21 protein-coding genes are annotated in these 26009 nt (G+C 72.0%); 2 read left to right on the forward strand and 19 right to left on the reverse strand.

What is annotated here, in order from left to right; all coding sequences use genetic code 11:
• Window positions 1–77 precede the first annotated feature (77 nt).
• Window positions 78–1244, forward strand: a complete 1167-nt coding sequence (locus AB0P17_RS19085) for a PQQ-dependent sugar dehydrogenase (protein WP_365812374.1) — start codon at window positions 78–80, stop codon at window positions 1242–1244.
• A gap of 52 nt (window positions 1245–1296) precedes the next feature.
• Window positions 1297–1476, forward strand: a complete 180-nt coding sequence (locus AB0P17_RS19090; RefSeq protein WP_365812377.1) for a DUF6191 domain-containing protein — start codon at window positions 1297–1299, stop codon at window positions 1474–1476.
• A 56-nt stretch (window positions 1477–1532) separates the two neighbouring features.
• On the opposite strand, the gene AB0P17_RS19095 is transcribed toward AB0P17_RS19090, so the two are convergent.
• The 19 genes from AB0P17_RS19095 to AB0P17_RS19185 all read right to left on the reverse strand — a co-directional run bounded on the left by AB0P17_RS19095 (window position 1533) and on the right by AB0P17_RS19185 (window position 25962).
• Window positions 1533–4640, reverse strand: a complete 3108-nt coding sequence (locus tag AB0P17_RS19095) for an AAA family ATPase (protein ID WP_365812380.1) — start codon at window positions 4638–4640, stop codon at window positions 1533–1535.
• 114 nt (window positions 4641–4754) lie between these two features.
• A complete protein-coding gene (locus tag AB0P17_RS19100) occupies window positions 4755–4928 on the reverse strand; it encodes a hypothetical protein (RefSeq protein WP_365812382.1) in 174 nt (57 codons plus the stop codon).
• 238 nt (window positions 4929–5166) lie between these two features.
• The gene (locus AB0P17_RS19105; protein ID WP_365812384.1) at window positions 5167–5862 is read right to left on the reverse strand and encodes a hypothetical protein; all 696 of its coding nucleotides are present in this window, start codon (window positions 5860–5862) and stop codon (window positions 5167–5169) included.
• A 76-nt stretch (window positions 5863–5938) separates the two neighbouring features.
• Window positions 5939–6505 (reverse strand): GNAT family protein, encoded by a 567-nt coding sequence (locus AB0P17_RS19110; protein ID WP_365812386.1) that lies wholly within the window; start codon window positions 6503–6505, stop codon window positions 5939–5941.
• 54 nt (window positions 6506–6559) lie between these two features.
• Window positions 6560–8782 (reverse strand): MMPL family transporter, encoded by a 2223-nt coding sequence (locus tag AB0P17_RS19115; protein WP_365812388.1) that lies wholly within the window; start codon window positions 8780–8782, stop codon window positions 6560–6562.
• A 187-nt stretch (window positions 8783–8969) separates the two neighbouring features.
• Window positions 8970–11132 (reverse strand): phosphocholine-specific phospholipase C, encoded by a 2163-nt coding sequence (locus AB0P17_RS19120; protein ID WP_365812487.1) that lies wholly within the window; start codon window positions 11130–11132, stop codon window positions 8970–8972.
• 150 nt (window positions 11133–11282) lie between these two features.
• Entirely contained in the window at window positions 11283–11780 is a 498-nt protein-coding gene (locus AB0P17_RS19125) for a universal stress protein (protein ID WP_365812391.1), read from the reverse strand.
• Window positions 11781–11785: 5 nt separating this feature from the next.
• Window positions 11786–13042, reverse strand: a complete 1257-nt coding sequence (locus tag AB0P17_RS19130) for an SLC13 family permease (protein WP_365812393.1) — start codon at window positions 13040–13042, stop codon at window positions 11786–11788.
• A 235-nt stretch (window positions 13043–13277) separates the two neighbouring features.
• Entirely contained in the window at window positions 13278–14777 is a 1500-nt protein-coding gene (gene gatB, locus AB0P17_RS19135; RefSeq protein WP_365812488.1) for an Asp-tRNA(Asn)/Glu-tRNA(Gln) amidotransferase subunit GatB, read from the reverse strand.
• A gap of 8 nt (window positions 14778–14785) precedes the next feature.
• Complete coding sequence (locus AB0P17_RS19140) at window positions 14786–15379, reverse strand: hypothetical protein (RefSeq protein ID WP_365812395.1); 594 nt, start codon at window positions 15377–15379, stop codon at window positions 14786–14788.
• Window positions 15376–16596, reverse strand: coding sequence for an AAA family ATPase (locus AB0P17_RS19145; protein ID WP_365812490.1), 1221 nt, complete (start codon window positions 16594–16596; stop codon window positions 15376–15378). The genes AB0P17_RS19140 and AB0P17_RS19145 overlap by 4 nt, the downstream gene beginning before the upstream one ends.
• 78 nt (window positions 16597–16674) lie before the next feature.
• Window positions 16675–16905 carry a hypothetical protein gene (locus tag AB0P17_RS19150; protein WP_365812492.1) on the reverse strand — a complete coding sequence of 77 codons (231 nt, stop codon included), beginning with the start codon at window positions 16903–16905 and terminating at the stop codon, window positions 16675–16677.
• An 8-nt stretch (window positions 16906–16913) separates the two neighbouring features.
• Window positions 16914–18422, reverse strand: a complete 1509-nt coding sequence (gene gatA / locus AB0P17_RS19155; protein ID WP_365812397.1) for an Asp-tRNA(Asn)/Glu-tRNA(Gln) amidotransferase subunit GatA — start codon at window positions 18420–18422, stop codon at window positions 16914–16916.
• A gap of 6 nt (window positions 18423–18428) precedes the next feature.
• Complete coding sequence (gene gatC, locus AB0P17_RS19160; RefSeq protein WP_010984178.1) at window positions 18429–18725, reverse strand: Asp-tRNA(Asn)/Glu-tRNA(Gln) amidotransferase subunit GatC; 297 nt, start codon at window positions 18723–18725, stop codon at window positions 18429–18431.
• A gap of 225 nt (window positions 18726–18950) precedes the next feature.
• Window positions 18951–21077: a bifunctional diguanylate cyclase/phosphodiesterase gene (locus AB0P17_RS19165; RefSeq protein WP_365812399.1), complete on the reverse strand. Its 2127-nt coding sequence runs from the start codon at window positions 21075–21077 to the stop codon at window positions 18951–18953.
• A gap of 262 nt (window positions 21078–21339) precedes the next feature.
• A complete protein-coding gene (ligA, locus tag AB0P17_RS19170) occupies window positions 21340–23586 on the reverse strand; it encodes an NAD-dependent DNA ligase LigA (protein ID WP_365812401.1) in 2247 nt (748 codons plus the stop codon).
• Between the two features lie 42 nt (window positions 23587–23628).
• The gene (locus AB0P17_RS19175; protein ID WP_365812403.1) at window positions 23629–24663 is read right to left on the reverse strand and encodes a methionine synthase; all 1035 of its coding nucleotides are present in this window, start codon (window positions 24661–24663) and stop codon (window positions 23629–23631) included.
• Window positions 24660–25349 carry an SDR family oxidoreductase gene (locus tag AB0P17_RS19180; protein WP_365812405.1) on the reverse strand — a complete coding sequence of 230 codons (690 nt, stop codon included), beginning with the start codon at window positions 25347–25349 and terminating at the stop codon, window positions 24660–24662. The genes AB0P17_RS19175 and AB0P17_RS19180 overlap by 4 nt, the downstream gene beginning before the upstream one ends.
• Window positions 25350–25422: 73 nt before the next feature.
• Window positions 25423–25962 (reverse strand): TIGR00730 family Rossman fold protein, encoded by a 540-nt coding sequence (locus AB0P17_RS19185; protein ID WP_365812407.1) that lies wholly within the window; start codon window positions 25960–25962, stop codon window positions 25423–25425.
• Window positions 25963–26009 lie beyond the last annotated feature (47 nt).

Consider the following 26009-nt stretch of genomic DNA (forward strand, 5'->3'; position numbering starts at 1 on the left):
CCACGGGTTGGGGAACCTTCGCGGGGGCTCGCGGTGTAAGAACAGGTAGAACCGCAGCCGTTGAAGGGACCGGGACCGTGAAGCGTTCAGCAGGGACGGCCGTGGGGGCTGCCGCCGCCCTTCTCCTGGCGACGGGGTGCTCCTCCGACGAGGGGGTGGGCCCGGCGTTCGAGCGGCCCCCCTCCTCGGGGACGGCGGCGTCGCCGTCGGCGTCGCGGGAGGCGGCGGCCACGCCGTCCGCCGCCCCCGCCAAGGGCTCGGTGAAGGTGGTGTCGACGGTCGCCGAGGGGCTCGCCTCGCCCTGGGGGCTCGCTGCGCTGCCGGACGGTGATCTGCTGGTCTCCTCGCGCGACGAGGGGACGATCACGAGGGTCGACGCCGAGACGGGCGGGAAGACCGTGATGGGATCGGTGCCGGGGGTCGCCCCGGCCGGGGAGGGCGGTCTGCTCGGGATCGCGGTCTCCCCCACGTACGCGTCGGACCAATTGATCTACGCCTACTTCACCACCGCGGGGGACAACCGCATCGCGCGGATGTTCCACGACACGAGAAAGCCCGCGGGGCAGCAGTTGGGCGCCCCCGACACCGTGCTGCGGGGCATTCCCAAGGGCACCATCCACAACGGCGGCCGGATCGCCTTCGGACCGGACAAGATGCTCTACGCGGGCACCGGCGAGACCGGGGACACCGGGCTCGCCCAGGACCGGGAATCGCTGGCCGGAAAAATTCTGCGGATGACTCCGGACGGCCAACCGGTGCACGGTAATCCGGAGCCGGATTCGCTGGTCTATTCGCTCGGGCACCGCAATGTGCAGGGCCTGGCCTGGGATTCCGAGAAGCGGCTGTGGGCCGCGGAATTCGGGCAGAACACCTGGGACGAACTGAATCTGATCGAGCCGGGAAAGAACTACGGCTGGCCGACCGCCGAGGGGAAGGCCGGGAAGGCGGGTTACGTCGACCCGGTGGAGCAGTGGGCGACGAGTGAGGCGTCGCCCAGCGGTATCGCCTACGCGGAGGGCTCGATCTGGATGGCGGGACTGCGCGGCGAGCGGCTCTGGCGAATTCCTCTGGCGGGCCGGGAATCCTCGGCCGACCCTCAGTCGTTCCTCGAAGGGGAGTACGGCCGTCTGCGTACGGTGGTGGCCGCCGGCGGGAACAGGGTGTGGCTGGTGACCAGCGAGACCGACAACCGGGGCACACCGCGGTCGGGGGACGACCGGATCCTGCTGCTGGAGGTTTCGTAACTCCGCGAGGTGCGGGCGGTCGTTTCAGGAGGGTGGGCATGCTGTGTTCAACATGATCGAGGAGCTCTTCGCCCCGGGTCGCAAACACACGCATGAGGAGCAGAAGCGGCTGGAACTGAGCCGGGTGGACGTCAACGGCAATGACCCGGGCAGAGGGCCGATAGACCTGGCCTCCGGAAAGGTCACGATAAGAACGGCGGACGAGCCGGACCAGCCACCGGACGCGGAATAGCCCCCTTCAAGGGGCGGAGTCCCTTCTCGAACCGGTATCTCGCAGACTGCTGTCCCTCAGACCTGTGTCTCGGGGAAGAGGCGCAGCCGGTGGGCGATCGCGGCGGCTTCCGTACGGCCCGAAACCCCCAGTTTGGCCAGGATGTTGGAGACGTGGACGCTGGCCGTCTTCGGGGAGATGTACAGCTCCTCGGCGATCCTGCGGTTGCTGTGGCCCGCCGAGACCAGCCGCAGCACATCCTGTTCCCGCCGGGTGAGCCCGAGTTCGCGGACCGGGTCGGCCGCGGTGTCCGGGCTCCCGCCTCCGCTCGCGTCGCCGCCGCGCCGCGTCCGGGGCCGGTCCGACGCGCCGCCCGGGCGGCGCCCCGACCCGGTCGCGGGGCCGGCTCCCAGGGTGATCCTGGCCCGGGTGGCGAGGAGCGTGCTCTCCTCGGCCAGCGGACGCGCGCCGAGGCGCCCGGCCGCGGCGTGCGCCAGGTCGAGCAGCGCCGCCGCCTCGGCACGGTCGCAACCCGAGTCGAGCAGGGCCGCCGCCCAGCGCAGCCGGGCGAGCGCCAGTTCGTAGGGGCGGTCGAGGTCGTGGAGGGCCGCCACCGCGCGCGCCCACGGCCGCGGCCCTTTCCCACCTTCCGCGCGCGCCAGTTCGGCCTCCAGCATGAGCCCGTACGCCGCCCAGACGGGCACCAGCGTCGGGAGCCGCTTGGCGTGGGTGCGGACCGCCGCCAGCACCTGCGCGCGGCCCGCCTCGGCGCCGGGCAGCCCCCGGGCGTCGGCCTCGATCGCCGCCGCCGTACAGAGCAGCGGCAGTGCGTACCGGTGGGTGCCGAGCGGGAAGCCGCCCGTGGCCATCCGCTCGAACTCGGCGCGCGCCTCGGCCAGCGCGCCGCGCCGGGCCAGGGCGACCATTTTCAGCCGGGCCGGGGTGATGATGTGCTGGGGCTGGAGGTCGTGGGTGCCCAGGAAGCCGCGGTTCAGCTCCACCTGGCGCTCCGCCTCGTCGAAGTCGCCCCTGGCCAGGGCCAGTTCCGCGCGGCGTACGGCGAGCAGGGCCCGCGCCTTGTTGGAGCGCGCCAGCTCCACGGTCTCGTCGAGGACCGTGTCCGCCTCCGGCCAGCGGCCCAGCGAGAAGAGGGACTGGGCCAAGTTTGTGCGGACCCATGCCTCCGTGTCGGTGAGTCCGCGCTGGTGGCTGAAGGCGACGCCCTCCAGGGCGGTCTTCACCGCCTCCTCCGAGCGTCCCATGCTCTCCAGGGTGGACGGGAGATTGTTGGCCGCGCGGCCCTGCATGCCGACGGAGCCCAGCTCGGCGGCGCGGTCGCGGGCCGCGTACATCTCGGCGATGCCCGCCTCGATGCCGCCGGCGTCGGCGGTGAGCCAGCCCCGGGTGAGCCGGGCGTGCAGTTCGGTGCGCTCGGCACCGACCAGCCGGGCGTACTCCACGGCCCGGTCGGCGGCGGCCAGGCTCTCGGGTCCCGGCCGGTGCAGGGCGCCCCAGGAGGCGACATTGGCGAGGACCTCCGCGTGCACGGCGGAGGGCTGGAGTCCGCGCACCAGCTCCTGGGCGTTGGCCAGTTCGCACCAGCCGTCGCCGCGGGTGAGGTCCTGGACGAGCCGGGAGCGCTGGATCCAGAACCAGGCCGCGCGCAGCGGGTCCTTCCCCTCCGACTCGCCCTCCAGGAGGCGCATGGCCTTCTTGGCTATGGCCAGGGCGCGTTCGCGTTCGCCGCTGGAGCGCGCGGCGACCGTCGCCTCGGCCATCAGGTCGAGATAGCGCAGGGGGGACGACTCGGAGGCTCCTCCACAGGGTGGGTAGACCTCGATGTCGTCCGGCGGGCGCAGCGTGGCCCGTACCGCCCGGGGGGCGTCGTCCCACAGCTCCATGGCCCGCTCCAGCAGGCGCAGTTGCTCGGAGTGCGCGAACCGCTCGCGGGCCTCCACCGAGGCGAGGAGGACGGCGGGCAGCGCCTTCGCCGGGTCGTGTGCGTGGTACCAGTGGCTCGCGAGGCGCGTGGTGCGCTCGTCGGCGCGGACGAGTGAGGGGTCGGCCTCCAGCACCTCGGCGTATCTCCGGTTGAGCCGGGAGCGCTCGCCGGGCAGCAGGTCGTCGCTGACGGCCTCGCGGACGAGGGAGTGGCGGAAGCGGTATCCGTCCCCGTCCGCCGTCGGCAGCAGGATGCTGGCGCCGACGGCGGCCCGCAGCGCCTCGATCAGCTCGTCCTCGGCGAGCCCGGCGACGGCCAGCAGCAGCCGGTACTCGACGGTGGTGCCGCCCTCGGCGACGATCCTCGCGACGCGCTGGGCGTCCTCGGGCAGTGTCTCGACCCGGACGAGCAGCAGATCGCGCAGGGAGTCGCTGAGTCCGGTGCCGCAGCCGGACCCGAGGGAGCAGGCCAGCTCCTCCACGAAGAAGGCGTTCCCGTCCGAGCGTTCGAAGATCTGCTCCAGCAGGTCCGGGCCCGGCTCGGCGGCGAGGATGCCGGTGAGCTGGCTGCGCACCTCGGCGCGGTTGAAGCGGGGCAGTTCGATACGGCGGACCGAGCGCAGCCGGTCCAGCTCGGCGAGGAGCGGGCGGAGCGGATGGCGGCGGTGCAGGTCGTCGGATCGGTAGGTGCCGATGACGACGAGCCGGCCGCGGCGCAGGGAGCGGAAGAGATAGGCGAGGAGATGGCGGGTGGAGGCGTCCGCCCAGTGCAGATCCTCCAGGATGAGCACGATCGTACGGTCGGTGGCCAGCCGCTCCAGCAGCCGGGCGGTGAGCTCGAAGAGCCGGGCGGTGCCGTCCTCGCCCTGCGCGTCCCGGCTGGAGTGGCCGAGCTCGGGCAGGATCCTGGCCAGCTCGTCCTGCTGTCCCTCGGCCGCGGCCATCAGCTCGTCGGGGAGCCTGCGGCGCAGGGAGCGCAGAGCGGTGGAGAAGGGCGCGAACGGCAGTCCGTCCGCGCCGATCTCGACGCATCCGCCGATCGCGACGACGGCCTTGTCGTCGCAGGCCGCCCGGTGCAGCTCTTCGATGAGGCGGGTCTTGCCGACGCCCGCCTCACCGCCGACGAGCACGGCTTGGGGCTCGCCCGCGGTGGCGCGGGCGAGCGCTGACGTGAGCGCGGTGAACTCGGCCGACCTGCCGACGAACACCGGGCTGAGCGACCTGGTCTCCACATCGCCGAGCATCGCACAGCCCTCTGACAACGCGGCACTTGTTATTCGGCGGACGTCGGGGCCGGGGGCCCGGCCATGAGCGTGCCGGGCCCGTGGACCCGCCCGTGCGGCGTGCCGGGGCCGGGCTCAGACGGCCCGGGCGAACCGGCCACGGCGCTGTCTCACCGGCCCCTCAGGGGCGTTCCTGGCGGTTCGCCGGGCCCAGCGGCGGGCCGTGCCCGCCTCCCGGACGAGCCGCTGGTGCTCGGCCCTGCGGATCAGCTCGGCGGCGTGGATCTTCTGGAGTTCGTACTCGAACATTCCGGGGCTCCCTGGAACGAAGGCGGTCGGGCATCTGGTGATGCCTCTACCTTCGTCTCCCAGGGGGCGGGGCCGCATCGGGAGAGTGCCGCATCTTGACGGGCCCCGGGGCCTTAGAAACCAGGGCCGGACATACCTACGGCCTAAGGCCCTGGCAGTGGAGCGGGGACCTTAGGCCGTGAAGGGGCGGACAGTTGTGGGGGGAGGAGGGGGAAAGCAGGGAGGAGGGAACGGCTGCTCAGGCGCCGGTGGTCGGCAGGGCGGCGAACAGGTCGAAGTACATGGCCATGGAAATGAGCAGTCCCAGGAAGCCGAGCACGGCACCGGCGAGCGCGAAGGGCCGTACCCAGCCGTCGCGCTGGCGCAGCGTCAGCACGATCACGCCGAGGAGCAGGGCCACCAGGGCCACTCCGCCGTTGACGGCGGCCGTGACATGCCAGGCGTCGCCGTAGATCGCGGAGATCTGCTGCTCGGCGGTGGCGGACTGGCCGGTCGTGAGCTGTCCCACCAGGCCCTGGCGCTCCGCGAGGACCCTGCTGGTCCAGGTGCCGGTGAGGGCGACGATGCCCAGACAGACGGCGACGACGGCCGCGGCGGCGGCGCCGAGACCGGACGCGGCGGCGGGGGCCTCGTCGAGGAGGTCGAGGTCGTCGTCATTCTCGTCGGCCTCGTCGGCCTCTTCGTTCCCGTCGGCCTTGTCGGCCCCGGTAACGGCGTCGGCGTCGGCGTCGGCGGCCGGGGCATCGTCCGTGGTGGCGTCGGCGGTGGTGTCGCTCTTCTTCAGGTCCGCCTTGGGCTGCTCCGCCGGGTCGGCGGCGTCCGCGGCACCGGTGGCGCCGGCCGGCTTCAGGTCGGCCTGTGCCTCGGCCGCCTTGGTCGTGGGGGCCTCGGCCGTCTCCGGCTCGGGGGTCTGGGTCTCGGGGGTGGACTTCATACGTCGCACGCTAGGGGCCGGGTATGAGAACTTCCTGAGAACGCGGAAATTCACTCCTGAGCGCACCCGATCGTGATCATCTCTCCATCGGACGCACTGCTCGGGCACGCCACTCGGGGGCGAGGACCGACCAGACCTCCGTGTCGTGCCGTACGCCGCGGTACGGGTAGTTCCGCCGCAGCACCCCGTCCCGGGTCATCCCCAGCCGCCGGGCGACCCTGATGCTGGCCTCGTTCTCCGACGAGACGAGCCACTCGACGCGTTCCATCCCGCGCTCCCCGACCGCCCAGTCGATCAGGACCCCGGCCGCGCGCGTGACCAGTCCGCGCCCCGTCGCCGCGGGCTCCAGCCAGCAGCCGACCTCGCAGTTCCCCGTGCCCGCGTCGAAGACACGGAAGAGCACGCCGCCGACGAGCGTCGGGCCGAGCCAGATCCCGTAGAGGCGCCCGGTGTCGGCCGCCTGCTTCTGCGCGTACGAGGTGAGCAGCGCCCGGGCGGACTCCAGGTCGGTGACGGCCCGCGCGAGCTGGATGTGCTCGTCGACCAGGTCCCTGGCGCGGTCCATGTGGGCCAGGAACTCCTCGGCCTGCCAGCTCTCCAGTGGGCGCAGTTCGGCCCCGTCCCCCAGTGGTACGGCGAACATGGTGATCCCCCTGTGCGGTCGGTGCGCGCCCCTGTGCGGCTCCGGTGGTGTGGTTCACCGGACGAGCGGCGTGTTCTCGCTCTCTCGCGGCACGGGGATCTTCGCATGTTCGCGGCGTTCCGGCGCCTCGATACTGATGCGGGGGAGCCAGCGGTCCAGGGTGCGCGGCAGCCACCAGTTGGCGCCGCCGAGCAGATGCATCAGGGCGGGTACCAGGAGGGTCCGGAGCACGAAGGCGTCCAGCGCGACCGCCGTGGCCAGGGCGATGCCGAACATGGCGATGACGCGGTCGCCGCTCAGCACGAAGGCGAGGAAGACCGAAATCATGATCACCGCCGCCGAGTTGATCACCCGGCCGGTCTCGGAGAGCCCCACCCGCACGGCGCGCGCGTTGTCGCCGGTCTCCAGCCACTCCTCGTACATCCGGCTGACCAGGAAGACCTGGTAGTCCATGGAGAGCCCGAAGAGCACCGAGACCATGATCACCGGCAGGAAGGGCTCGATGGGGCCCGCGCTGCCGAGCCCCAGCAGTTCGCTCCCCCATCCCCACTGGAAGATCGCGACGACGACTCCGAAGGACGAGGCGACGGCGGCCACGTTCATCAGCGCGGCCTTGAGAGGGATGCCCACGGAGCGGAACGCCAGCAGCAGGAGCAGACAGCCCAGTGCGATGACCACACCGACGAAGAGGGGGAGTTTGCCGATGATGATGTCGGCGAAGTCGTCGTAGCTCGCGGTGACGCCGCCGACGTACACCGCGAGGGACGTGCCCGTCGCCGCGGCGGGCAGGACGTCCGTACGGAGCCGGTCGACCAGCTCACTGGTGCGGTGCGACTGCGGGGACGACTCGGGGACGACGGTGAGCAGCGCGGCGTCGCCGCCGCTGTTGAAGACGACCGGCCCGACCGAGGCGACTCCCGCCGTGGCACGGAGCGCGTCGGGGAGCTGGTCCATGGCGAGCCGGTCCGCGGCACTGTCCACACGCGCGACCAGCGTCAGCGGCCCGTTGACGCCGGGACCGAACCCTTCGGCGAGCAGGTCGTACGCCTTGCGGGTGGTGGCCGTGGCGGGGTTGTTGCCCTGGTCGGAGGTGCCGAGGTGGAGCGCGAAGGTGGGGAGCGCGAGGACCAGCATCACCACGGTCGCGACGGCGCCCAGCAGCTTGGGGTGGCGTTCGACGAAGTGGGACCAGCGGACGGCGAACCCGGTGGGGAGTTCCGGCAACGGGCCGTGGGCGGCGAGCCGCGCGCGCCGGCGCCGGCTCAGCGCGCGCGTGCCCGTGTACGAGAGCAGGGCGGGCAGCAGGGTCACGGAGGCGGCGACGGTGAGGACGACCGTCAGCGAGGCGGCGATCGCGACCCCGTTGAGGAAGCCCAGGCGCAGGATCAGCATGCCGAGCAGGGCGATGCAGACGGTGGCTCCGGCGAAGACGACGGCCCGGCCGGTGGTGGCGACGGCGTTCGCCGCGGCCTCGGGGACGGTCAGTCCGCGCTGCAGGCCCTTGCGGTGCCGTACGACGATGAACAGCGCGTAGTCGATGCCGACGCCGAGCCCGATGAGCAGGCCCAGCATGGGCGCGAAGTCGGCGACCGTCATCGCGTGGCCGAGCAGCGCGATGCCCGCGTACGCGGTGCCCACGGAGACGAGCGCGGTCGCGATGGGGAGCAGCCCCGCCGCGAGCGAGCCGAAGGCGAGGAAGAGCACGACGGCCGCCACGGCGACGCCGACGATCTCGGCGGTGTGCGTCGTGGTGGTCTCGGTGAGGGCCACGGCGCTGCCGCCCAGTTCGACCGTGAGGCCCCGCTCCGCCGCCTGCGGCGCCTCCGCCACGGAGGTCGCGGTGGTGACCAGGGCGCGCGCCTGCGCCGGCGGGATGTCGTCGGCCTGCCGGTCGAAGGTGATCCGCGCGTAGGCGGTGCGGCCGTCCGCGCTGATCTGCTCCGCGCCCTCGGCCGTGTAGGGGCTCACGACGGAGGATATGCCGGGCAGGCCGGCGACCTCGCCGAGCATCTCCCCCGTCCGCTGTTCGACGCCGGGGTCGCGGACGGAGCCGCGTTCCGTGTGCCAGACGATGGTGTCGCTGTCGCCGCCGAGCCCCGGGAAGGCGGTGTCCAGGAGCCGGGTGGCCCGCCCGGACTCGGTGCCGGGGACCTCGTAGTCGTTGGAGTACGAGGTCCCCATCACCCCCGCGGCGGCCGCGGTACCGCCGAGCGCGAGCAGCCAGAACAGGACGGCGAGAAGCCGGTGGGTGACGCACCATCGCGCGAGGGCTGCCAACGGACTGCTCCCTGAGTGGTTCGTGCATCTTTACCGGGAACGGCCCGTGGGGGGAGCCCGCAAAGAACGCGTGACCTACGGAGAGCCACTATCGCAGCCGGAATTGATCCTTAGTGATCCTTTGTCCACTTGGTGGGGTTACTCACAGTAGATGCCTCACCCGGCCACCCCGCTGCCTGGCTACCGGCTACCCGGCGACGCTCGGCCGCCCGTTCTCGACGTGCCCCATGAGCCGGCGGCGGAACGGCACGCCCGCGCCGTCGGCGGTGGCCTCGGTGGTGACCTCGATGTCGTACCAGCCGTGCGCGTCGGCCGCCGAGTGCACGACGCGCCTGCTGCGCCCCGGCTTCACCGTGATCCGGCGCGTCCAGCCGTCCAGATCGGCCTCGTCGACGTACCCGAGGGGCCGCACGGTGAAGGTGACCGGACGCGTCCCCCGGTTGGTCAGGGTGAGGTGCACATCGCGGTCGTGGTGGTCGACGGACGAGGCGACCTCGGCCCCGTCGCCGGCGACGGGGCCGGAGAACTCCCGGCGGAAGCCGTTCGGACCCGTGATCGTGAAACGGTAGATGTCACGGTCCGTACCGCTCCGGCCGGTAAGGGGCACCGTCCATTGTGCCGTGCCCCTTACATCGCGGTGCTGCGGGACGGCGAACTCACCGGCGTACGGGTAGAGCGCGAAGTGGGCGCCGGCCGGGCCCGTGTTGCTGAGCGCGACCGTGAACGTCCGCCCGTCCGCGGCCACCCGCCCATGCGCGTCCGGCTGGTACGGCAGCGGCCTGGCCGGGCGCGCGCCCTTCTCCTGTACGGGCATCCGCTGCTCGGCCGGGGGTACGGGGTGCCAGCGGCCGGTGAACGGCGGGATCGCGCCCGGCTGTTCCACCTCGGGCAGCACGCGGCCCCGCCGGAAGTCGAACGCGGAGGTCAGATCGCCGGCGACGGCGCGCCGCCAGGGGGTGATGTTGGGCTCCTCGACGCCCGTCCACCGCTCCAGGAAGCGGATGACGGAGGTGTGGTCGAAGACCTGCGAACAGACGTAGCCACCCACGGTCCAGGGCGAGACGACCAGCAGCGGGACCCGTATGCCGAGCCCGGTGGGACGGCCCTGCCAGCGCTCGTCGGGGTCGTCGACGGGCGGCACGGGCGGCGGCACATGGTCGAAGAAGCCGTCGTTCTCGTCGTAGTTGATCAGCAGGACGGTCTGCCGCCACACGTCCGGATGCGCGCCGAGCGCGTCGAGCACCTGGTAGACGAGGGAGGCGCTGGCGACCGGCGACGAGGAGCCGGGGTGCTCGGAGTCGACCGCGGAGGGCACCAGGTACGACACCTCGGGCAGCGTCCCGGCCGCCACGTCGGCGCGGAACGCCGCGGCGAGCGTCCCGGTCTCGACCCGGCGCAGCCCGCGCTCGAAGAGCGACCGCTCGCGGGCGGTGAGCGTGGCGACGCCCTCCTCCAGGGCCGCGAGCAGCCGCGTGCGCCCGGCCGTGTCGCCGGCGGCGTCGGCGTCGCGTACGGCGGCGTAGAACGCCTCCATGTAGGTGAAGCCGGCGGCGCCGGGCTGTCCGGGCAGGGCGCGGGCCCGGGTGAGCGCCTTGCGGGCTATGTCCTTGAACGTGGTGAAGAACTCGATGTTGTTGTCGGTGAAGTTCTCCCACTCCGTGTACGTGCGCCAGCTCCGGCCCGCCTTCTCCAGCCGCTCGGCGTAGGTCGGCCACGGGTAGCCGGGGTGGGCCGCCTCGTCGTACGCGTCGTTGCCGACGGCGCGCCGCCCGTCGGCCTCGTAGCCGGTCCAGCCGCTCCAGAGGTGGTTGCGGTTGGGGCTCGTGGAGGTGTGGACGGAGGAGTGGTACGCGTCGCAGATGGTGAACGTGTCCGCCAGCTCGTAGTGCAGCGGGATGTCACGCCGGTCGTAGTAGGCCATGGTGGCGGCGGTCTTGGCGGAGACCCAGCGGTCCATCCAGCCGTCGTTCCAGGCCGTGGCGCCGCCCTCCCAGGAGTGATCGAGGGCGCCGATGTACTGGAGGTCCTTGCGCTGCGTCGTGGCGGCGTCCCGTACGGGGAACGGCAGTACGGTGCCGGACTCCGGGCCCGGCTGGGCGAACACGGGGTTCCCGGAGGGCAGTTCGACGGCGTTGCGGTCGCCGAAGCCCCGTACGCCGCGCAGGGTGCCGAAGTAGTGGTCGAAGGACCGGTTCTCCTGCATGAGCACGACCACGTGCTTGATCGCCCGCATCCCGCCGGGCGCGGGTCCCGCGGCGAGCGCCGCCTGGAGGGACGGCGGCAGCACCGACCCGGCGGCCGCCGCGCCGACGGCGCCCGAGCCGAGGGCGAGTACTCTTCTGCGCGACATCGTTCCGCGCTCCATCTCCGGTGACATGTCCGGGACGGTAGTGAGGGCGGATGGCAGCGGGAAGACCCCGGCGCGTCCACCAGGTGAACGTCCCCGGGGCGGCCCGCCGCGCCGTTGCCGGCGGGTGCCCGAACCGCCCCGCCGGGGCCGTTACGCCCCGTACGGCCAGACCAGCAGGACCGGGCACGTCGCGTGGTCGACGACGAAGCGGGTCGCGTGGCCGAGGCTGTGCGGCCCCGGATGGCCGCGTTCGCCGTCGCGCGCGCAGATCAGCAGATCCGCGTCGGCCGCCGCCCGTACCACCTCGTGCTCCACCCGCCCGTGGTGCTCCAGGAGCCCACAGGGCCGGCCCAGCCGGTGCGCGGCGGCTTCCAGCAGATCGGCCGCGGCCGTGCCGGAGAGGGCTTCGAGCCGCGCGCCGGGGTCGCGGTCCGGGCGGTGGCCCCGGCCGAGGAGCCCCGCATACGCGCGGTGGGCGGCCTCGGCGACCTCGTCGTCGCTGACGTGGAGCAGCACCACGGCGTCGTGCGGGGCGCGTTCGCGGGCCGCGTCGACGCAGGCGGGCCAGGTGGATTCGGTGATCCAGACGAGCGCGGTCCGCGGCGCGGCGCCGGCCGGCGGATCGGTCGCGGCAGGTGGGTGCGGCACAGCGGTCAGCCTCCGATCAGTCGCAGAGTGCCCCACAGTGCCACGGTGGAGACGGCCAGCGTGGCAGGCACGGTCAGCAGTCCGAGCCGGGTGAAGTGACCGAGCCGGGGTTCGGCGTCGTGCTCGTGCAGGATGCGCCGCCAGAGCAGGGTGGCGAGCGACCCGACATAGGTCAGGTTCGGCCCCAGATTGACCCCGATCAGGGCGGCGAGCACGGGCCCCGGGCCGGCCGGCGCGAGGACCGGCAGCAGGGCCAGGATGGCCGGGAGGTTGTTGATCACGTTGGCCAGTACGGCGGCGACCGCGGCGATGGCCAGCAGCGAGAGCAGGGAGGAGCCGCCGGGCAGCAGCCGGCTGATCCCGGTGTCGAGTCCGTTGTCGACGACCGCCTTGACGACGACACCGAGCGCGAGGACGAAGAGGCAGAACAGGGGGGACGCGGCGCGGACCAGCTTCGCGGGGGTGGTACGCCGCTGCCGCAGGGCGCGGACGGCGAGTACGGCCGTACCGGCGACGGCCGCCCACAGCGGTTCGATCCCGGCGAACGAGGTGACGGCGAACCCGGCCAGCGTCAGTCCCAGCACGACGAGGGTGAAGACCGGAACGCCGCGCCGCTCGTCCGTCCTCGGGGTGTGCGCCCCCGCGGCGAGGTCGGCGGCGAAGAAGCGGCGGAAGACGACGTACTCGACGGCGATCGCCGCCAGCCACGGCAGGGCCATCAGCGCGGCGAACCGGGTGAAGGAGAGCCCGCTCGCCGTGAACGCCAGCAGATTGGTCAGGTTGGAGACCGGCAGCAGCAGCGAGGCGGAGTTCGCCAGATGCGTACAGGCGTAGACATGCGGCCGGGGCCGGGCGCCGACCCGCGCGGCGGTCGCGAAGACCACCGGGGTGAGCAGGACGACCGTGGCGTCGAGGCTGAGCACGGCGGTGATGACGGCGGCGACGGCGAACACCCCGCCGAGCAGCGCCCGCGGACTGCCGCCGCACAGGCGCGCCACCAGATCGCCCGCGGCGGTGAACAGCCCCTCCTCGTCGCAGAGCTGGGAGAGGACGAGCACGGCGGCGAGGAAGACGACCACGGGCAGCAGGGTGTGCGTCTGCTCCCATGCCTCCCGCGGCGAGACCGCGCCGAGGGCGACGAGCAGCAGGGCCGCGGGGACGGCGGCGACGGCCTCGGGCAGGCCGCGCGGACGGACGACGGCGAACGCGAGGACGGCGACGAGCAGGGCGACGGAGACGATCTCGGCGGCGACGGTGTTCACTGGGATCTGCTCTGCCTCGTGATCGTGGTGGTGCGGACGGGCCCGGAGCCGAGGGGTGCGAAGCCACGGGGGCGGCGCACCGTTGCCGGTGCGCCGCCCCCAGTGGCGTGTGGTGTACGAACCGGGTTCGGCCCGCGATGCGCGGCCTCTCCCGGTGGTGCCTGTCAGTGCTTGCCAGCGCCTGTCAGTGCTTGCCAGCGCCTGTCAGTGCTTGTCTGTGCTTGTCTGTGCTTGTCTATTCCTTCGGGGCGAGCCGCTCAAGGATCAGCTCGCGTACGCGCGCCGCGTCGGCCTGGCCGCGTGTGGCCTTCATGACCGCGCCGACCAGCGCGCCCGCGGCCGCGACCTTACCGGCGCGGATCTTGTCGGCGACGGCCGCGTTGGCCGTGATCGCCTCGTCCACGGCGGCGCCGAGCGCGCTGTCGTCGGAGACGACCTTGAGCCCGCGCTTCTCGACGACGGTGTCGGGGTCGCCCTCGCCCGCGAGCACGCCCTCGATCACCTGGCGGGCCAGCTTGTCGTTGAGGTCGCCGGCCGCGACGAGCGCGGCGACGCGGGCGACCTGCCCGGGCGTGATGGGCAGCTCGTCCAGCGCGCGGCCGGACTCGTTGGCGTTACGGGCCAGCTCGCCCATCCACCACTTGCGGGCCTGGTCGGCCGGGGCGCCCGCGCCGATCGTGGCGACGATCGGTTCGATCGCGCCCGCGTTGAGGATCGACTGCATGTCGTGCTCGGTGACGCCCCACTCCTCGCGGAGCCGGTTGCGGCGTACGCGCGGCAGCTCGGGCAGCGCGGCGCGCAGCTCCTCCACCCAGGCGCGCGACGGGGCGACGGGCACGAGGTCGGGCTCCGGGAAGTACCGGTAGTCCTCGGCGTTGTCCTTGATCCGGCCGGAGGTGGTGGAGCCGTCCTCCTCGTGGAAGTGCCGGGTCTCCTGGAGGACCGTGCCACCGCTGTTCAGCACCGCGGCGTGGCGCTGGATCTCGAAGCGGGCGGCGCGCTCGACGCTGCGCAGCGAGTTGACGTTCTTGGTCTCGGAGCGGGTGCCGAACTCCTCGCGGCCGTTCGGGCGCAGGGACAGGTTCACGTCGCACCGCATCTGGCCCATCTCCATCCGGGCCTCGGAGACGCCGAGCGCCTTGATGAGCTCGCGCAACTCGGCGACGTACGCCTTGGCGACCTCGGGGGCGCGCGCGCCGGCACCCTCGATGGGCTTGGTGACGATCTCGATGAGCGGGATGCCGGCGCGGTTGTAGTCGAGCAGGGAGTGGGACGCGCCGTGGATCCGGCCCGTGGCCCCGCCGACGTGCGTCGACTTGCCGGTGTCCTCCTCCATGTGGGCGCGCTCGATCTCCACGCGGAAGATCTCGCCGTCCTCCAGCTGGACGTCCAGATGGCCGTTGAAGGCGATCGGCTCGTCGTACTGGGAGGTCTGGAAGTTCTTCGGCATGTCCGGGTAGAAGTAGTTCTTCCGGGCGAAGCGGCACCACTCGGCGATCTCGCAGTTGAGGGCGAGGCCGATCTTGATGGCGGACTCGACGCCGATCGCGTTGACGACCGGGAGCGAGCCCGGCATGCCCAGACAGGTCGGGCAGGTCTGCGAGTTGGGCGCGGCGCCCAGCTCGGTCGAGCAGCCGCAGAACATCTTGGTCCTGGTGCCCAGCTCGACATGGACCTCCAGGCCCATGACGGGGTCGTACACGGCGAGGGCGTCCTCAAAAGGCACCAGGCTCATCGTGGCGGTCACAGAAAACGCAACTCCTTCAAGGCAGCCGTCAGTTCGGCGCACCACATCTGGTACGCGGGGAGGGTTCGCAGACGGTCCAGATCAACACGTTCGCCGAGGAACCCGGCCAGTTCCCTGCTGTCGCCCCCGGGCAGAACGCGGGCGAGCAGGGCTTTGGGGTCCGCGGTCTTCTCCACATCCCGCGCGCCGGCGGGGATGTGTGCGGGCACCGCTCCCGGCAGCGAGCCGAGGAGTGGACCGTCGGCGAGCAGCCATGCCTCCGTCTCACGCACGGGGACCACTCCGACAATACGGCAGTGGGAGGGCAGCACGACGTCCTGGCGAATCTTCTCGATCTTGTTCCGCTCGCGGTGGTCGTTGTGGATCAGCAGCAGGTCACAGTCCTCGGCCAGGTCCGCCGCTTCCGCGCAGATCTGTTCGTGGGCGGTGCGGGCGGTGGAGTACCGGCCCCGCAGGGGGGTGTCGCCCACGTCGAAGTGCCCGCTGTGGTGCGACGCCAGCTCCTTGAGCTGGCGTACGGCGACGGTGCCCAGGAAGATCTCGTCCTCCGGCCCCTCCGCGAGCAGGCCGACCGTCAGATATCGGGTCACCCGTTGCCTGCCTGCGCGGTCTCCAGATACTGGCGCGCCTCGCGGGCGGGGACGTACGTGCCCCGCTCCCCCGATTCGGCCAGGGAACGGATCCTGCTGTGCCGCGACGGTGTCTCGCCGCCGCCGACCCGGGTCACAGTGTCGACGAAGAGCACGTCGCCGGGGTGGCCGGGGTACACGGCGGCGAGCACGACCGGCGAGTGGGTGGTGACGATGATCTGCTGGAGCGTCGCCTGTCCGGTGCGGCGGCGGAGCCGTCGTACCAGTTCCTTGACCTGACCGGGATGGAGACCGTTCTCGACGTCCTCGATCATCAGCGTGGTGCACCGGTCGGGGACTCGAACGTCACGGGCGGCCGAAGAGGTGTCCGCAGCGCTCCCGTCGTGGGCCGCCACGAGCACCGACAGCGCGTGAAGGGTTCCGTCGGAGGCCAGCCGGGCCGGGGTGGGGGCCGCGTCCCGGTAGCTCAGCTCCAGCTCCCACGCCCCCCGGTGCGAGTCGGCGGCGGCGCGCAGATCGGTGAGTCCGGGCAGTACGGCGACGGCGTCGGCTTTCAGCAGCAGCGCCTCGTGGGCGGCTTCCCCCTCACCCTGGAGCAACCGACCCAGCACGGCGGAAAGGTTGTGTGCGTCACGGGCCATGTGCCGGTCGTCGTGGAGGTCCGCGTCCTGGCGGGCCCTGTCCGCGTCCGGAACCAGCCGGTACCAGCGGAGACCTGGGGTGCGACTCGGCAAGGAAGGATCGTCCTCGGCGCTCCGCCGAATCTGCGCCCGCTGTTCCCCGGTCAGCCCCCACCCGTCAGGGGCGTCCGGCAGCAGGGTGAGCGTCCCATGGACGTCGGGGCGGGACGCCTCCCCCTCCCGGGCGATGTCGAGGGCGAGCCGCAGGTGCCGCATGCCCTGGACAACGTTGGACTGGAGGTAACAGAGCACGATACGGATCCGGTCGGCGGCCGTACCGTCGCCGTACCGGTGGAAGAGGTCGACGACCCGGCCCCGCAGTCCATCGTCCGGCTGCAGGTCAGCGCTCCAGCGGACCCCGTCGGCCGACGCACAACGACCGAGCCGGTCGTTCGTCAGCCGCGCGGCGAGATCGATCGCCTCCAGCAGGTTGGTCTTGCCCGAGCCGTTCTGTCCGACGAGCACCGTGAAGGGGGACAGGTCGACGGCGCAGTCACGGAAGGACCTGAATCCCTCCAGTTCGATGCGGGTGATCATGCGTGTCACCCCCCTTCCTTGGTGTACGGCGGTGTGGAATCCGGGAGCGGGGCCTGCGAAGGCCCCGCTCCGGTGCGGTCAGCCCAGCAGGACGTCGTCGTCGCCCAGGCGCTTCAGCTCGCGGAACAGGAGCGCCAGGGTCGTCACGACGGCCACCGCGGAGACCGTCGCGTCGATCAGCTTGAGCGTGTCCTGCTCCTTGCGGGCCGTCTTGATCTGCTTCACGGCGCTGACCGCGCCGAACACGCTGCCGCCGATCGACAGGTACGTACCGGTCTTGGACTTCTTGAAGCCCTTGGCCTTGCTCATTGCACTGCTCACAGTGACGGTGCCTCCTCCAGCAACGGGTGCCCCCACTTTTCCACGAAGGCCGCTTCGACGGCGGCACCGACCTTGTAGAGCCGGTCGTCCTGCATGGCGGGGGCGACGATCTGGAGGCCGACCGGCAGACCGTCCTCCGGCGCGAGGCCGCAGGGCAGCGACATCGCCGCGTTGCCCGCCATGTTGACGGGGATGGTGCACAGGTCGGCGAGGTACATCGCCATCGGGTCGTCGGTGCGCTCGCCGATGCCGAAGGCGGTGGTCGGCGAGGTCGGGGAGACGATCACGTCGACCTGCTCGAAGGCCTTCTCGAAGTCCCGGGTGATGAGGGTGCGGACCTTCTGGGCGGAGCCGTAGTACGCGTCGTAGTACCCGGAGCTGAGCGCGTACGTGCCGAGGATGATGCGGCGCTTGACCTCGTCGCCGAAGCCCGCCTCGCGGGTGAGGGCGGTGACGTCCTCGGCGGAGCGGGTGCCGTCGTCGCCGACGCGCAGTCCGTAGCGCATGGCGTCGAAGCGCGCGAGGTTCGAGGAGCACTCGGACGGTGCGATCAGGTAGTACGCGGCGAGGCTGAGGTCGAAGGACGGGCAGTCCAGCTCGACGATCTCGGCGCCCAGTTCCCGCAGCAGCTCGACCGACTCGTCGAACCGCTGGAGGACCCCGGCCTGGTATCCCTCACCGCGGAACTGCTGGACGACACCGACGCGCATCCCGGCCACCGAGCCGTTGCGGGCGGCCTCGACGACCGGCGGGACCGGGGCGTCGATGGAGGTCGAGTCGAGGGGGTCGTGGCCCGCGATGACCTCGTGCAGCAGCGCGGCGTCCAGCACCGTACGGGCGCAGGGACCGCCCTGGTCGAGGGAGGACGAGAAGGCGACCATGCCGTACCGGGAGACCGCGCCGTACGTCGGCTTGACGCCGACGGTGCCGGTGACGGCGGCGGGCTGGCGGATCGAGCCGCCGGTGTCCGTGCCGATGGCCAGCGGCGCCTGGTACGAGGCGAGCGAGGCGGACGAGCCGCCGCCGGAGCCGCCGGGGATCTTGGTGAGGTCCCAGGGGTTGCCGGTCGGGCCGTACGCGCTGTTCTCCGTGGAGGACCCCATGGCGAACTCGTCCATGTTGGTCTTGCCGATGATGACGACGTCGGCGGCCTTGAGCTTCTTGGTGAGCGTCGCGTCGTACGGCGGGAGCCAGCCTTCGAGGATCTTGGAACCGACGGTGGTCGGAATCCCCTCCGTGGTGAAGATGTCCTTCAGCGCGAGCGGGACGCCGGCCAGCGGGCCGAGCTTCTCGCCCGCCGCGCGCTTCGCGTCCACGGCGCGGGCCTGCGCGAGCGCGCCCTCGCGGTCGACGTACAGGAAGGCGTGCACCTTCTCGTCGACGGCCTCGATGCGCGCGAGATGCGCCTCGGTGACCTCGACGGCCGTGAGGTCACCGGAGGCGATCCTCGCGGCGATCTCGGCGGCGGTGAGCTTGATGATGTCCGTCTTGGCGGTGTCGGTCATGACTGTTTAGTCCTCCCCCAGGATCTGCGGCACCTTGAAACGCTGCTGCTCCTGGGCAGGGGCGCCGGAAAGCGCCTGCTCGGGGGTGAGCGACGGGCGGACCTCGTCCGCGCGCATGACGTTCGTCAGCGGCAGCGGGTGGGAGGTCGGCGGTACGTCTTGGTCGGCTACCTCGGATACGCGGGCGACCGCGCCGATGATGTCGTCGAGCTGTCCGGCGAAGTGGTCGAGCTCTTCGGCCTTCAGCTCCAGACGCGCCAGCCGGGCGAGGTGGGCGACCTCCTCGCGCGTGATGCCAGGCATGCAGCGATCCTCAGGGGTGAGTGTGATGGGTTGTGCCCCAATCCTATGGGGCGGGCCCCCCTGCTCACGAAACGGCCGGACGCCCGCACCCGCGGCCGGCCCGGGCCACCCCGCACACCGGGCCTCCCGGGCCGTCCCACCGCACTTCGGTCAGGCCGTACGCGACCCGGTCACCGCACCGCGCCCGGGCCGTACGCGACCGCCTCACCGCACCACCGCCCGGCCCTACGTGACCGCCTGGCCCGACTGTTCGCGGGCCCGCGACTCACGGGCCCGCGCCGCCTCCAGCTCGGCCGGGCGCTGCCAGCCGCGCTCGCCGCGGGCCAGCAGCCAGGCCGTCGCCTCGTGGGGCGGCATCGCCGCGGCCACCAGCCAGCCCTGGACGGCGTCGCAGCCGAGGTCCCGCAGCCGCTCCCAGGTCACGTCGTCCTCGACGCCCTCCGCGACGACCAGCAGCCCCAGGGAGTGCGCCAGGTCGACCGTGCAGCGGACGATCTCCGCGTCCTCGGTGTCGACCGCGAGCCGGGCCACGAAGGAACGGTCGATCTTCAGCTCGCTCACCGGGAGCCGCCGCAGATGGACCAGCGAGGAGTACCCCGTGCCGAAGTCGTCGAGCGACATCTTCACCCCGTGACCGGTGAGACCGGCGAGAGTGTCGGCGGCGCGCTGGGGGTCCTCCAGCAGGACGTGTTCCGTTATCTCCAGCTGGAGGGATCCGGCGGGGACGCCGTGCCGGGCCAGCCGGGCCGCCACCGCGCCCGCGAAACCCGGGGTGTGCACGTCCCGCGGCGAGACATTGACGGCGACCGGCACCATCAGTCCCTGAGATCGCCACCGGGCGACCTGAGCGAGAGCGGTGTCCAGTACGTACTCCGTGAGGTGAGGCATCAGACCGGAGGACTCGGCGATCGCGATGAACTCGTCCGGAGGGACGCGGCCACGCTCGGGATGCACCCAGCGCACCAGCGCCTCCAGACCGGCGACCTGGCCGTCGAAGCGGACCTTCGGCTGGTAGTGCAGCTCCACCTCCCGCGCGTCCAGCGCGCGGCGCAGATCGCCGAGGAGCCCGAGGCGGTCGGGGGTGTTGGAGTCCCGCTTGGACTCGTACACCTCCACACCCGTACGGTCCCGCTTCGCCTGGTACATGGCGACGTCCGCCCGCTGCAGCAGCCCCTCCGCGTCCAGCGCGTGCTCGGGATAGACGGCCACCCCGGCGCTCGCCTCCAGGACGAGCGTGAGGCCGTCGAGGTCGAGCGGGGACGAGAGGTCGGCCACGAGATGGCGGGCGACGCGCTGCGCGCTGGTGGTGGAGTCGCAGGTCGGGAGCAGCACGGCGAACTCGTCGCCGCCGAGCCGCGCGGCCTCGGCCCCGCGCGGCAGGGCGAGCCGGAGCCGGTCCGCTATCTGCAGCAGCAGCCGGTCACCCGCGAGATGGCCGAGGGTGTCGTTGACGGAGCGGAACCGGTCCAGGTCGATCAGGACCAGCGCCGACCGGGCGTCCTGGTTCTCCGCCTCCTCCAGGGCCGACCAGGTGCGCTCCAGCAGCCACTGCCGGTTGGGGAGTTTGGTCAGCGGGTCGCGGAGCTGTTCCTCCGCGCGCGCTCTGGCGATCCACAGCGTGGAGTCGAGGGCTATCAGCGGGATGGCGAAGAGCGGCAGGAGCACCGGCTGCGACATCGCGACGACACAGATCAGCGGGGCGATGCCGAGGAGCGCGACCGCGAAGAGCCCCTGCCGGTAGAGGGCCGGGCGCCCGGCGGCGTGCAGTGCCCCGCCCTGCGGGGCCCGCGCGTACCGGAGCAGCACCCGGGTGACGGTGAGCTGGGCGGCCGCCGCGAGCAGGACTTCCGGAACGTCACCGAGGGTCCAGCCGAGCGGCTGCCAGGGCCGCTCGACGGTGGGGACCACGCCGAACAGCGCGAGGACGAGCGCGGCGGCCCCGGTCCCGAGCAGGTCCGCGGCGCCGTGCAGGACGCCCTGGCGCCAGCGGTGCCTGCGGGCCAGTCCGACCAGCACGACGACGGTCACGCTGACCAGTCCGGCCGCGACCCAGCCGTACAGCAGCAGCACGGCGAGGGTGAGCGCGGCGCCGGAGCCCGTCCCGCCCCACCAGCGGTCGCGGCCGAGCGCGACGAGATGGCCGACGATGATTCCGGTGAGGACGGCCAGCGCCCAGCCGGCGTCGGAGCCGGGGAACAGCGCGTGGCCGTTCCGTAGCGTCCCCACCACGCCGGTCACCAGGGCGACAACGGCGAGTCCCACCACCAGAACGGGCGTTCTGGCCGCTATGCCCCCAAATCCCGCGAATCCGCGCGGGGGTGAGACCGGGGCGGCGCTCTCGGTCGGTTTCATTCCCGTCCCTCTCACAGCCGGCGGAGCCGATGCCACGCGATGGCACGTTGTCGTGCAACACGGCTGGAATCGGACTACTGAGCCGTGTTCGACAGGCGCACATCCCAACAGTAGGCCGCGAAAGGCCTCGACGGGCAGCGCTCTACATCTGTTGCCCGAATGCGACCGGCCCATCCTTATCCATCTGGTATGCGCCGAACGGGTGAGGTTGACGGCCCGAAATCGACGGTGTGAAGCCACGCACCGCGAGAACGGAACCGCCTCACTCCACCGGCGGAACCGGAGCCTCCTCGGGTGACGACGGGGCCTCCTCCCCGGTGGCCGCGGGCTCCTCGGGGGTGAGCGCGGCCTCCCTGGCGGCGTCCGGGCCCTGTTCGAGCAGGATCGCGAACCCCGCTCCGTCCAGGACGGGCACCTTCAACTGCATCGCCTTGTCATACTTCGACCCGGGGTTCTCACCGACCACCACAAAGGCGGTCTTCTTCGAAACCGACCCGGTCACCTTCGCTCCACGGCTCTGCAGCGCCTCTTTCGCGCCATCCCGTGTGTAGTGCTCCAGCGTGCCCGTCACCACGACCGTGAGCCCCTCCAGAGGCCGTGGGCCCTCGTCCTCGCCCGAGCCCTCCTCCTCCATACGGACGCCCGCCGCACGCCACTTGCGCAGGATCTCCCGGTGCCAGTCGACCGCGAACCACTCCTTGAGAGAGGCCGCGATGATCGGTCCGACGCCGGCGACGTCCGCCAGTTCCTCCTCCGTGGCCTCGTCGATCCGGTCGATCGAGCGGAACTCCCTGGCCAGCGCCTCGGAGGCGACCGGCCCCACATGACGGACCGACAGACCGGCGATGATCCGGGCGAGCGGGCGCTCCTTGGCCGCCGCGATGTTCTCCAGCATCGCGAGGGCGTTCTTCCGGGGCTCGCCCGCCTGGTTGGCGAAGACGGTGGCGATTTTCTCCTCGCCGGTCTTCGGATCGCGCTTGGGCAGCCCGCTGTCCTGGTCGAGTACGTACGCCGTGATGGGCAGCAGCCGCTCGATGGTGAGGTCGAAGAGATCTCCCTCGTCCAGCAGCGGTGGAATGGCCGGTTCCAGCGGTTTGGTCAGGGCCGCCGCGGCCACATAGCCGAAGTTCTCGATGTCGAGGCACTTGCGCCCGGCGAGATAGAACAGCCGCTCGCGCAACTGGGCGGGGCAGGTACGCGCGTTGGGACAGCGGATGTCGATGTCCCCCTCCTTCATCGCGCGCAGCGGCGTACCGCACTCGGGGCACTCGGTCGGCATCACGAACTCGAAGGCGTCGTCCGGGCGCAGGTCGATGACCGGGCCGAGGATCTCCGGGATGACGTCACCGGCCTTGCGCAGCACGACCGTGTCCCCGATCCAGACGCCCTTGGCCCGCACCACGTCCTGGTTGTGCAGGGTCGCGAACTCGACCTCGGAGCCGGCGACCGTGACCGGCTCGACCTGGGCATAGGGGGTGACCCGCCCCGTACGGCCCACGCCGACCCGGATGTTCACCAGCTTCGTGTTGACCTCTTCGGGCGCGTACTTCCAGGCGATGGCCCAGCGCGGCGCGCGCGAGGTGGAGCCCAGCCGGCCCTGGAGCGGGATCTCGTCGAGCTTGACGACCACGCCGTCGATCTCGTGCTCCACGGAGTGGCGGTTCTCCCCGAAGTACGCGATGAACTCCCGGACCTCCGCGACCGATCCGACCACCTTGTTGTGCCGGGCGGTCGGCAGCCCCCACTCCCGCAGCAGTTCGTAGGCGTGGGAGAGGCAGTCGATGTCGAAGCCCTCGCGGGCCCCGATGCCGTGCACCACCATGTGGAGCGGGCGCGTCGCGGTGATCTTCGGGTCCTTCTGGCGGAGCGAACCCGCCGCCGCGTTGCGCGGGTTGGCGAACGGCTTGTCACCGGCCTCCACCAGACGCGCGTTCAGCTCCTGGAAGGCCTCCATCGGGAAGTAGACCTCACCGCGGATCTCGACCAGCGCCGGGATCCGCTCGCCTTCGAGGCGGTGCGGGATCTCCGCGATCGTACGGACGTTGGGCGTGATGTCCTCGCCCGTGCGGCCGTCGCCCCGGGTCGCCGCACGGGTCAGCCTGCCGTGTTCGTACGTCAGGTTGACCGCGAGTCCGTCGACCTTCAGCTCGCACAGGTAGTGGAAGTCCGGCGTGCCCACGTCCTTGGCGACGCGGTCGGCCCACGCCCCCAACTCCTCGTCGTCGAAGGCGTTGTCGAGGGAGAGCATCCGCTCGCGGTGCTGGACCGCGGCGAAGTCCGTCTCGTACGCCCCCGCGACCTTCTGGGTCGGCGAGTCGGGCGTGCGCAGCTCCGCGTACGTCTCCTCCAGCGCCTCCAGGGCGCGCAGCAGCCGGTCGAACTCGCCGTCGCTGACGATCGGCTGATCCTTCACGTAGTACCGGAAGCGGTGCTCCTCGATCTGCTCGGCGAGGAGGCCGTGCCGCTCCCGTGCCTCCGCGGGCACCGCGCTCTGCTGTTCGCCAGCCACCGTCTCGTCCTCCCGTTCACCATGGCCCGTCATCCGGGACCGTCACTCAGGGTTGTCCGCGAGGGATCTCGCGGCCCTGACGCAGTGCGCCTGCGCGGCGTGTGCGTACGCGGGTGAGGCACCCGCGAGCCCACAGGCCGGCGTGAGCACCACGGAGCCCGTGAGGGTCCCCGGATCCAGCCCCAGCCTGCGCCACAGCGTCCTGACACCCATGACGCTACCGGCAGGGTCTGACAACGGGCCCTCGACGCCGGGCACGATCCCGGCAAACAGCTTCGTACCGGCCTCGACCGCCTCCCCGATCGAGTCGTCGTCACGCTCGGTGAGCAGGCCGAAATCGAACGAGACGGCCGCCGCGCCCGCCCTGCGCAGCAGCGCGAACGGCACGTCCGGCGCGCAGGAGTGCACGACCACGGCCCCCGGCGCGAGCGCGGTCATCTCGCGCAGCGCGCCTTCCACGACCTGCCGGTCCACCGCCCGGTGGGTGCGGTAGCCGCTGGCGGTCCTGATCCGCCCGCGCAGCACGGCGGTGAGGGACGGCTCGTCGATCTGGAGTACGGGGACGGCGCCCGGCACCCGGCGCCGTACGTCCGCGAGGTGCCCGGCCACCCCCTCCACCAGCGACGCGGTGAGGTCCCGGCAGGCTCCGGGGTCGCCGAGGGCCGACTCGCCGCCCCGCAGCTCCAGTGCGGCGGCGAGCGTCCACGGCCCGACGGCCTGGACCTTGAGCGGCCCCTCGTACCCCTGGGTGAACTCCTCCAGCGCGTCGAGGTCCTCCCCCAGCCAGGACCTGGCCCGCTTGGTGTCCCGGCCCGGCCGGTCCCCGATCCGCCAGCCGCTGGGCTCCACGCGGGCGTAGATCTCCGCGAGGAGCCCGGTCGTACGGCCGATCATGTCGGCGCCCGGCCCCCGGGCGGGGAGTTCGGGGAGGTACGGGAAGTCCTCGAAGGTGCCGGTGACGGCACGGGCGGCCTCCCGTGCGTCGCCGCCGGGCATGGAGCCGACCCCGGTGGCGGGCCCCCAGAGGGGTACGGCGGGTCCGGCGTCGCCGGACGCCCCGTTGATCGGCTCGCTCATCGGCCCGGCCGTACGGTCACGTCGTCGATCTGCGCGTCGCGCGGCAGGTCGAGCGCCGCCACGATGGTCGTCGCGACCGACTCGGGGTCGATCCAGCGGGACGCGTCGTACTCCTTGCCCTCCTGCTGGTGCACCTTGGCCTGCATGGGGCTCGCGGTACGGCCCGGGTACACGGAGGTGACCCGTACGCCGTGGGGCCGCTCCTCCGCGCGTACCGCGTCGGCCAGTGCCTTGAGGCCGTGCTTGGAGGCGGCGTACGCGCTCCACTGCGCGTGGGCGGTCAGCCCGGCGCCCGAGTTGACGAAGACGATCTGCCCCCGGGAGACGCGGAGCTGCGGCAGGAGCAGCCGGGTCAGCTCGGCCGGGGAGATCAGGTTGACGGTGAGCTGGCCGTGCCACGCCTTCGGCGTCAGCTCCCCGACCTCGCCGAGTTCGACGACGCCCGCGACGTGCAGCAGCGAGTCGAGCCGGTCCGGGAGTTCCTGCTGGCCGAGCGCCCAGGAGAGCCGCTCGGGGTTGGCCAGGTCGCCGACGAGGGTGCGGGCGCCGGGAAAGGCCCGCGCGAGGTCCTTCGCGCGCCCGGCGTCGCGGGCGAACAGGATCAGGTCGTCGCCGCGTCCGTGCAGGCGGCGCGCGACGGCGGCGCCGATGCCCGAGCCCGCACCGGTGATGAGATGGGTAGCCATGCGGTCATCGTCGCATCACCGGAACCCGACGGCCGCACGCCCTCGGCGATCACCTCGGCGATCACCTCGGCGGTCACTGAACGCCGACCGCCTCCTCCAGGTAGGCGAGCGCGCTGATCCCGTCCTCGGCGAAGAAGACCAGGTCGGTGAGGGGCAGCGGCAGGAAGCCCTCGTCCTCCATCCGCCGGAACTGCTCCTTCAGCCCGTCGTAGAAACCGGCCGTGTTGAGCAGCACGACGGGGTGGCGGTGCATGCCGTGCTTCTTCAGCTCCAGGATCTCGGTGGCCTCGTCCAGCGTCCCCGTACCGCCGACCATGATCACGACGGCGTCGGACTTGGCGAGCAGCAGGGCCTTGCGCTCCGCGAGGTCCTTCGCGATCACCATCTCGTCGGCGTCGGGCCGGGCCACGGCCTGGAGGAAGTCCACCGAGACCCCGACCAGCCGGCCGCCGCCGTCCTGCACGCCGTCCGCGACGACCTTCATCAGCCCGCTGTCGGAGCCGCCCCAGACGAGGGTGTGGCCGCCTTTGCCGATCAGCTCGGCGAATTCCCGGGCGGGGCGGGTGTAGCGCTCGTCGAGGTCGGCGGCGGAGAGGAAGACACAGATATTCATGGGGTGAACGGTACGGGCTGCCCCTGTGATGGGGAGTGGATCGGCGA

The organism is Streptomyces sp. NPDC088124 (assembly GCF_040685895.1).
GTDB lineage: Bacteria > Actinomycetota > Actinomycetes > Streptomycetales > Streptomycetaceae > Streptomyces.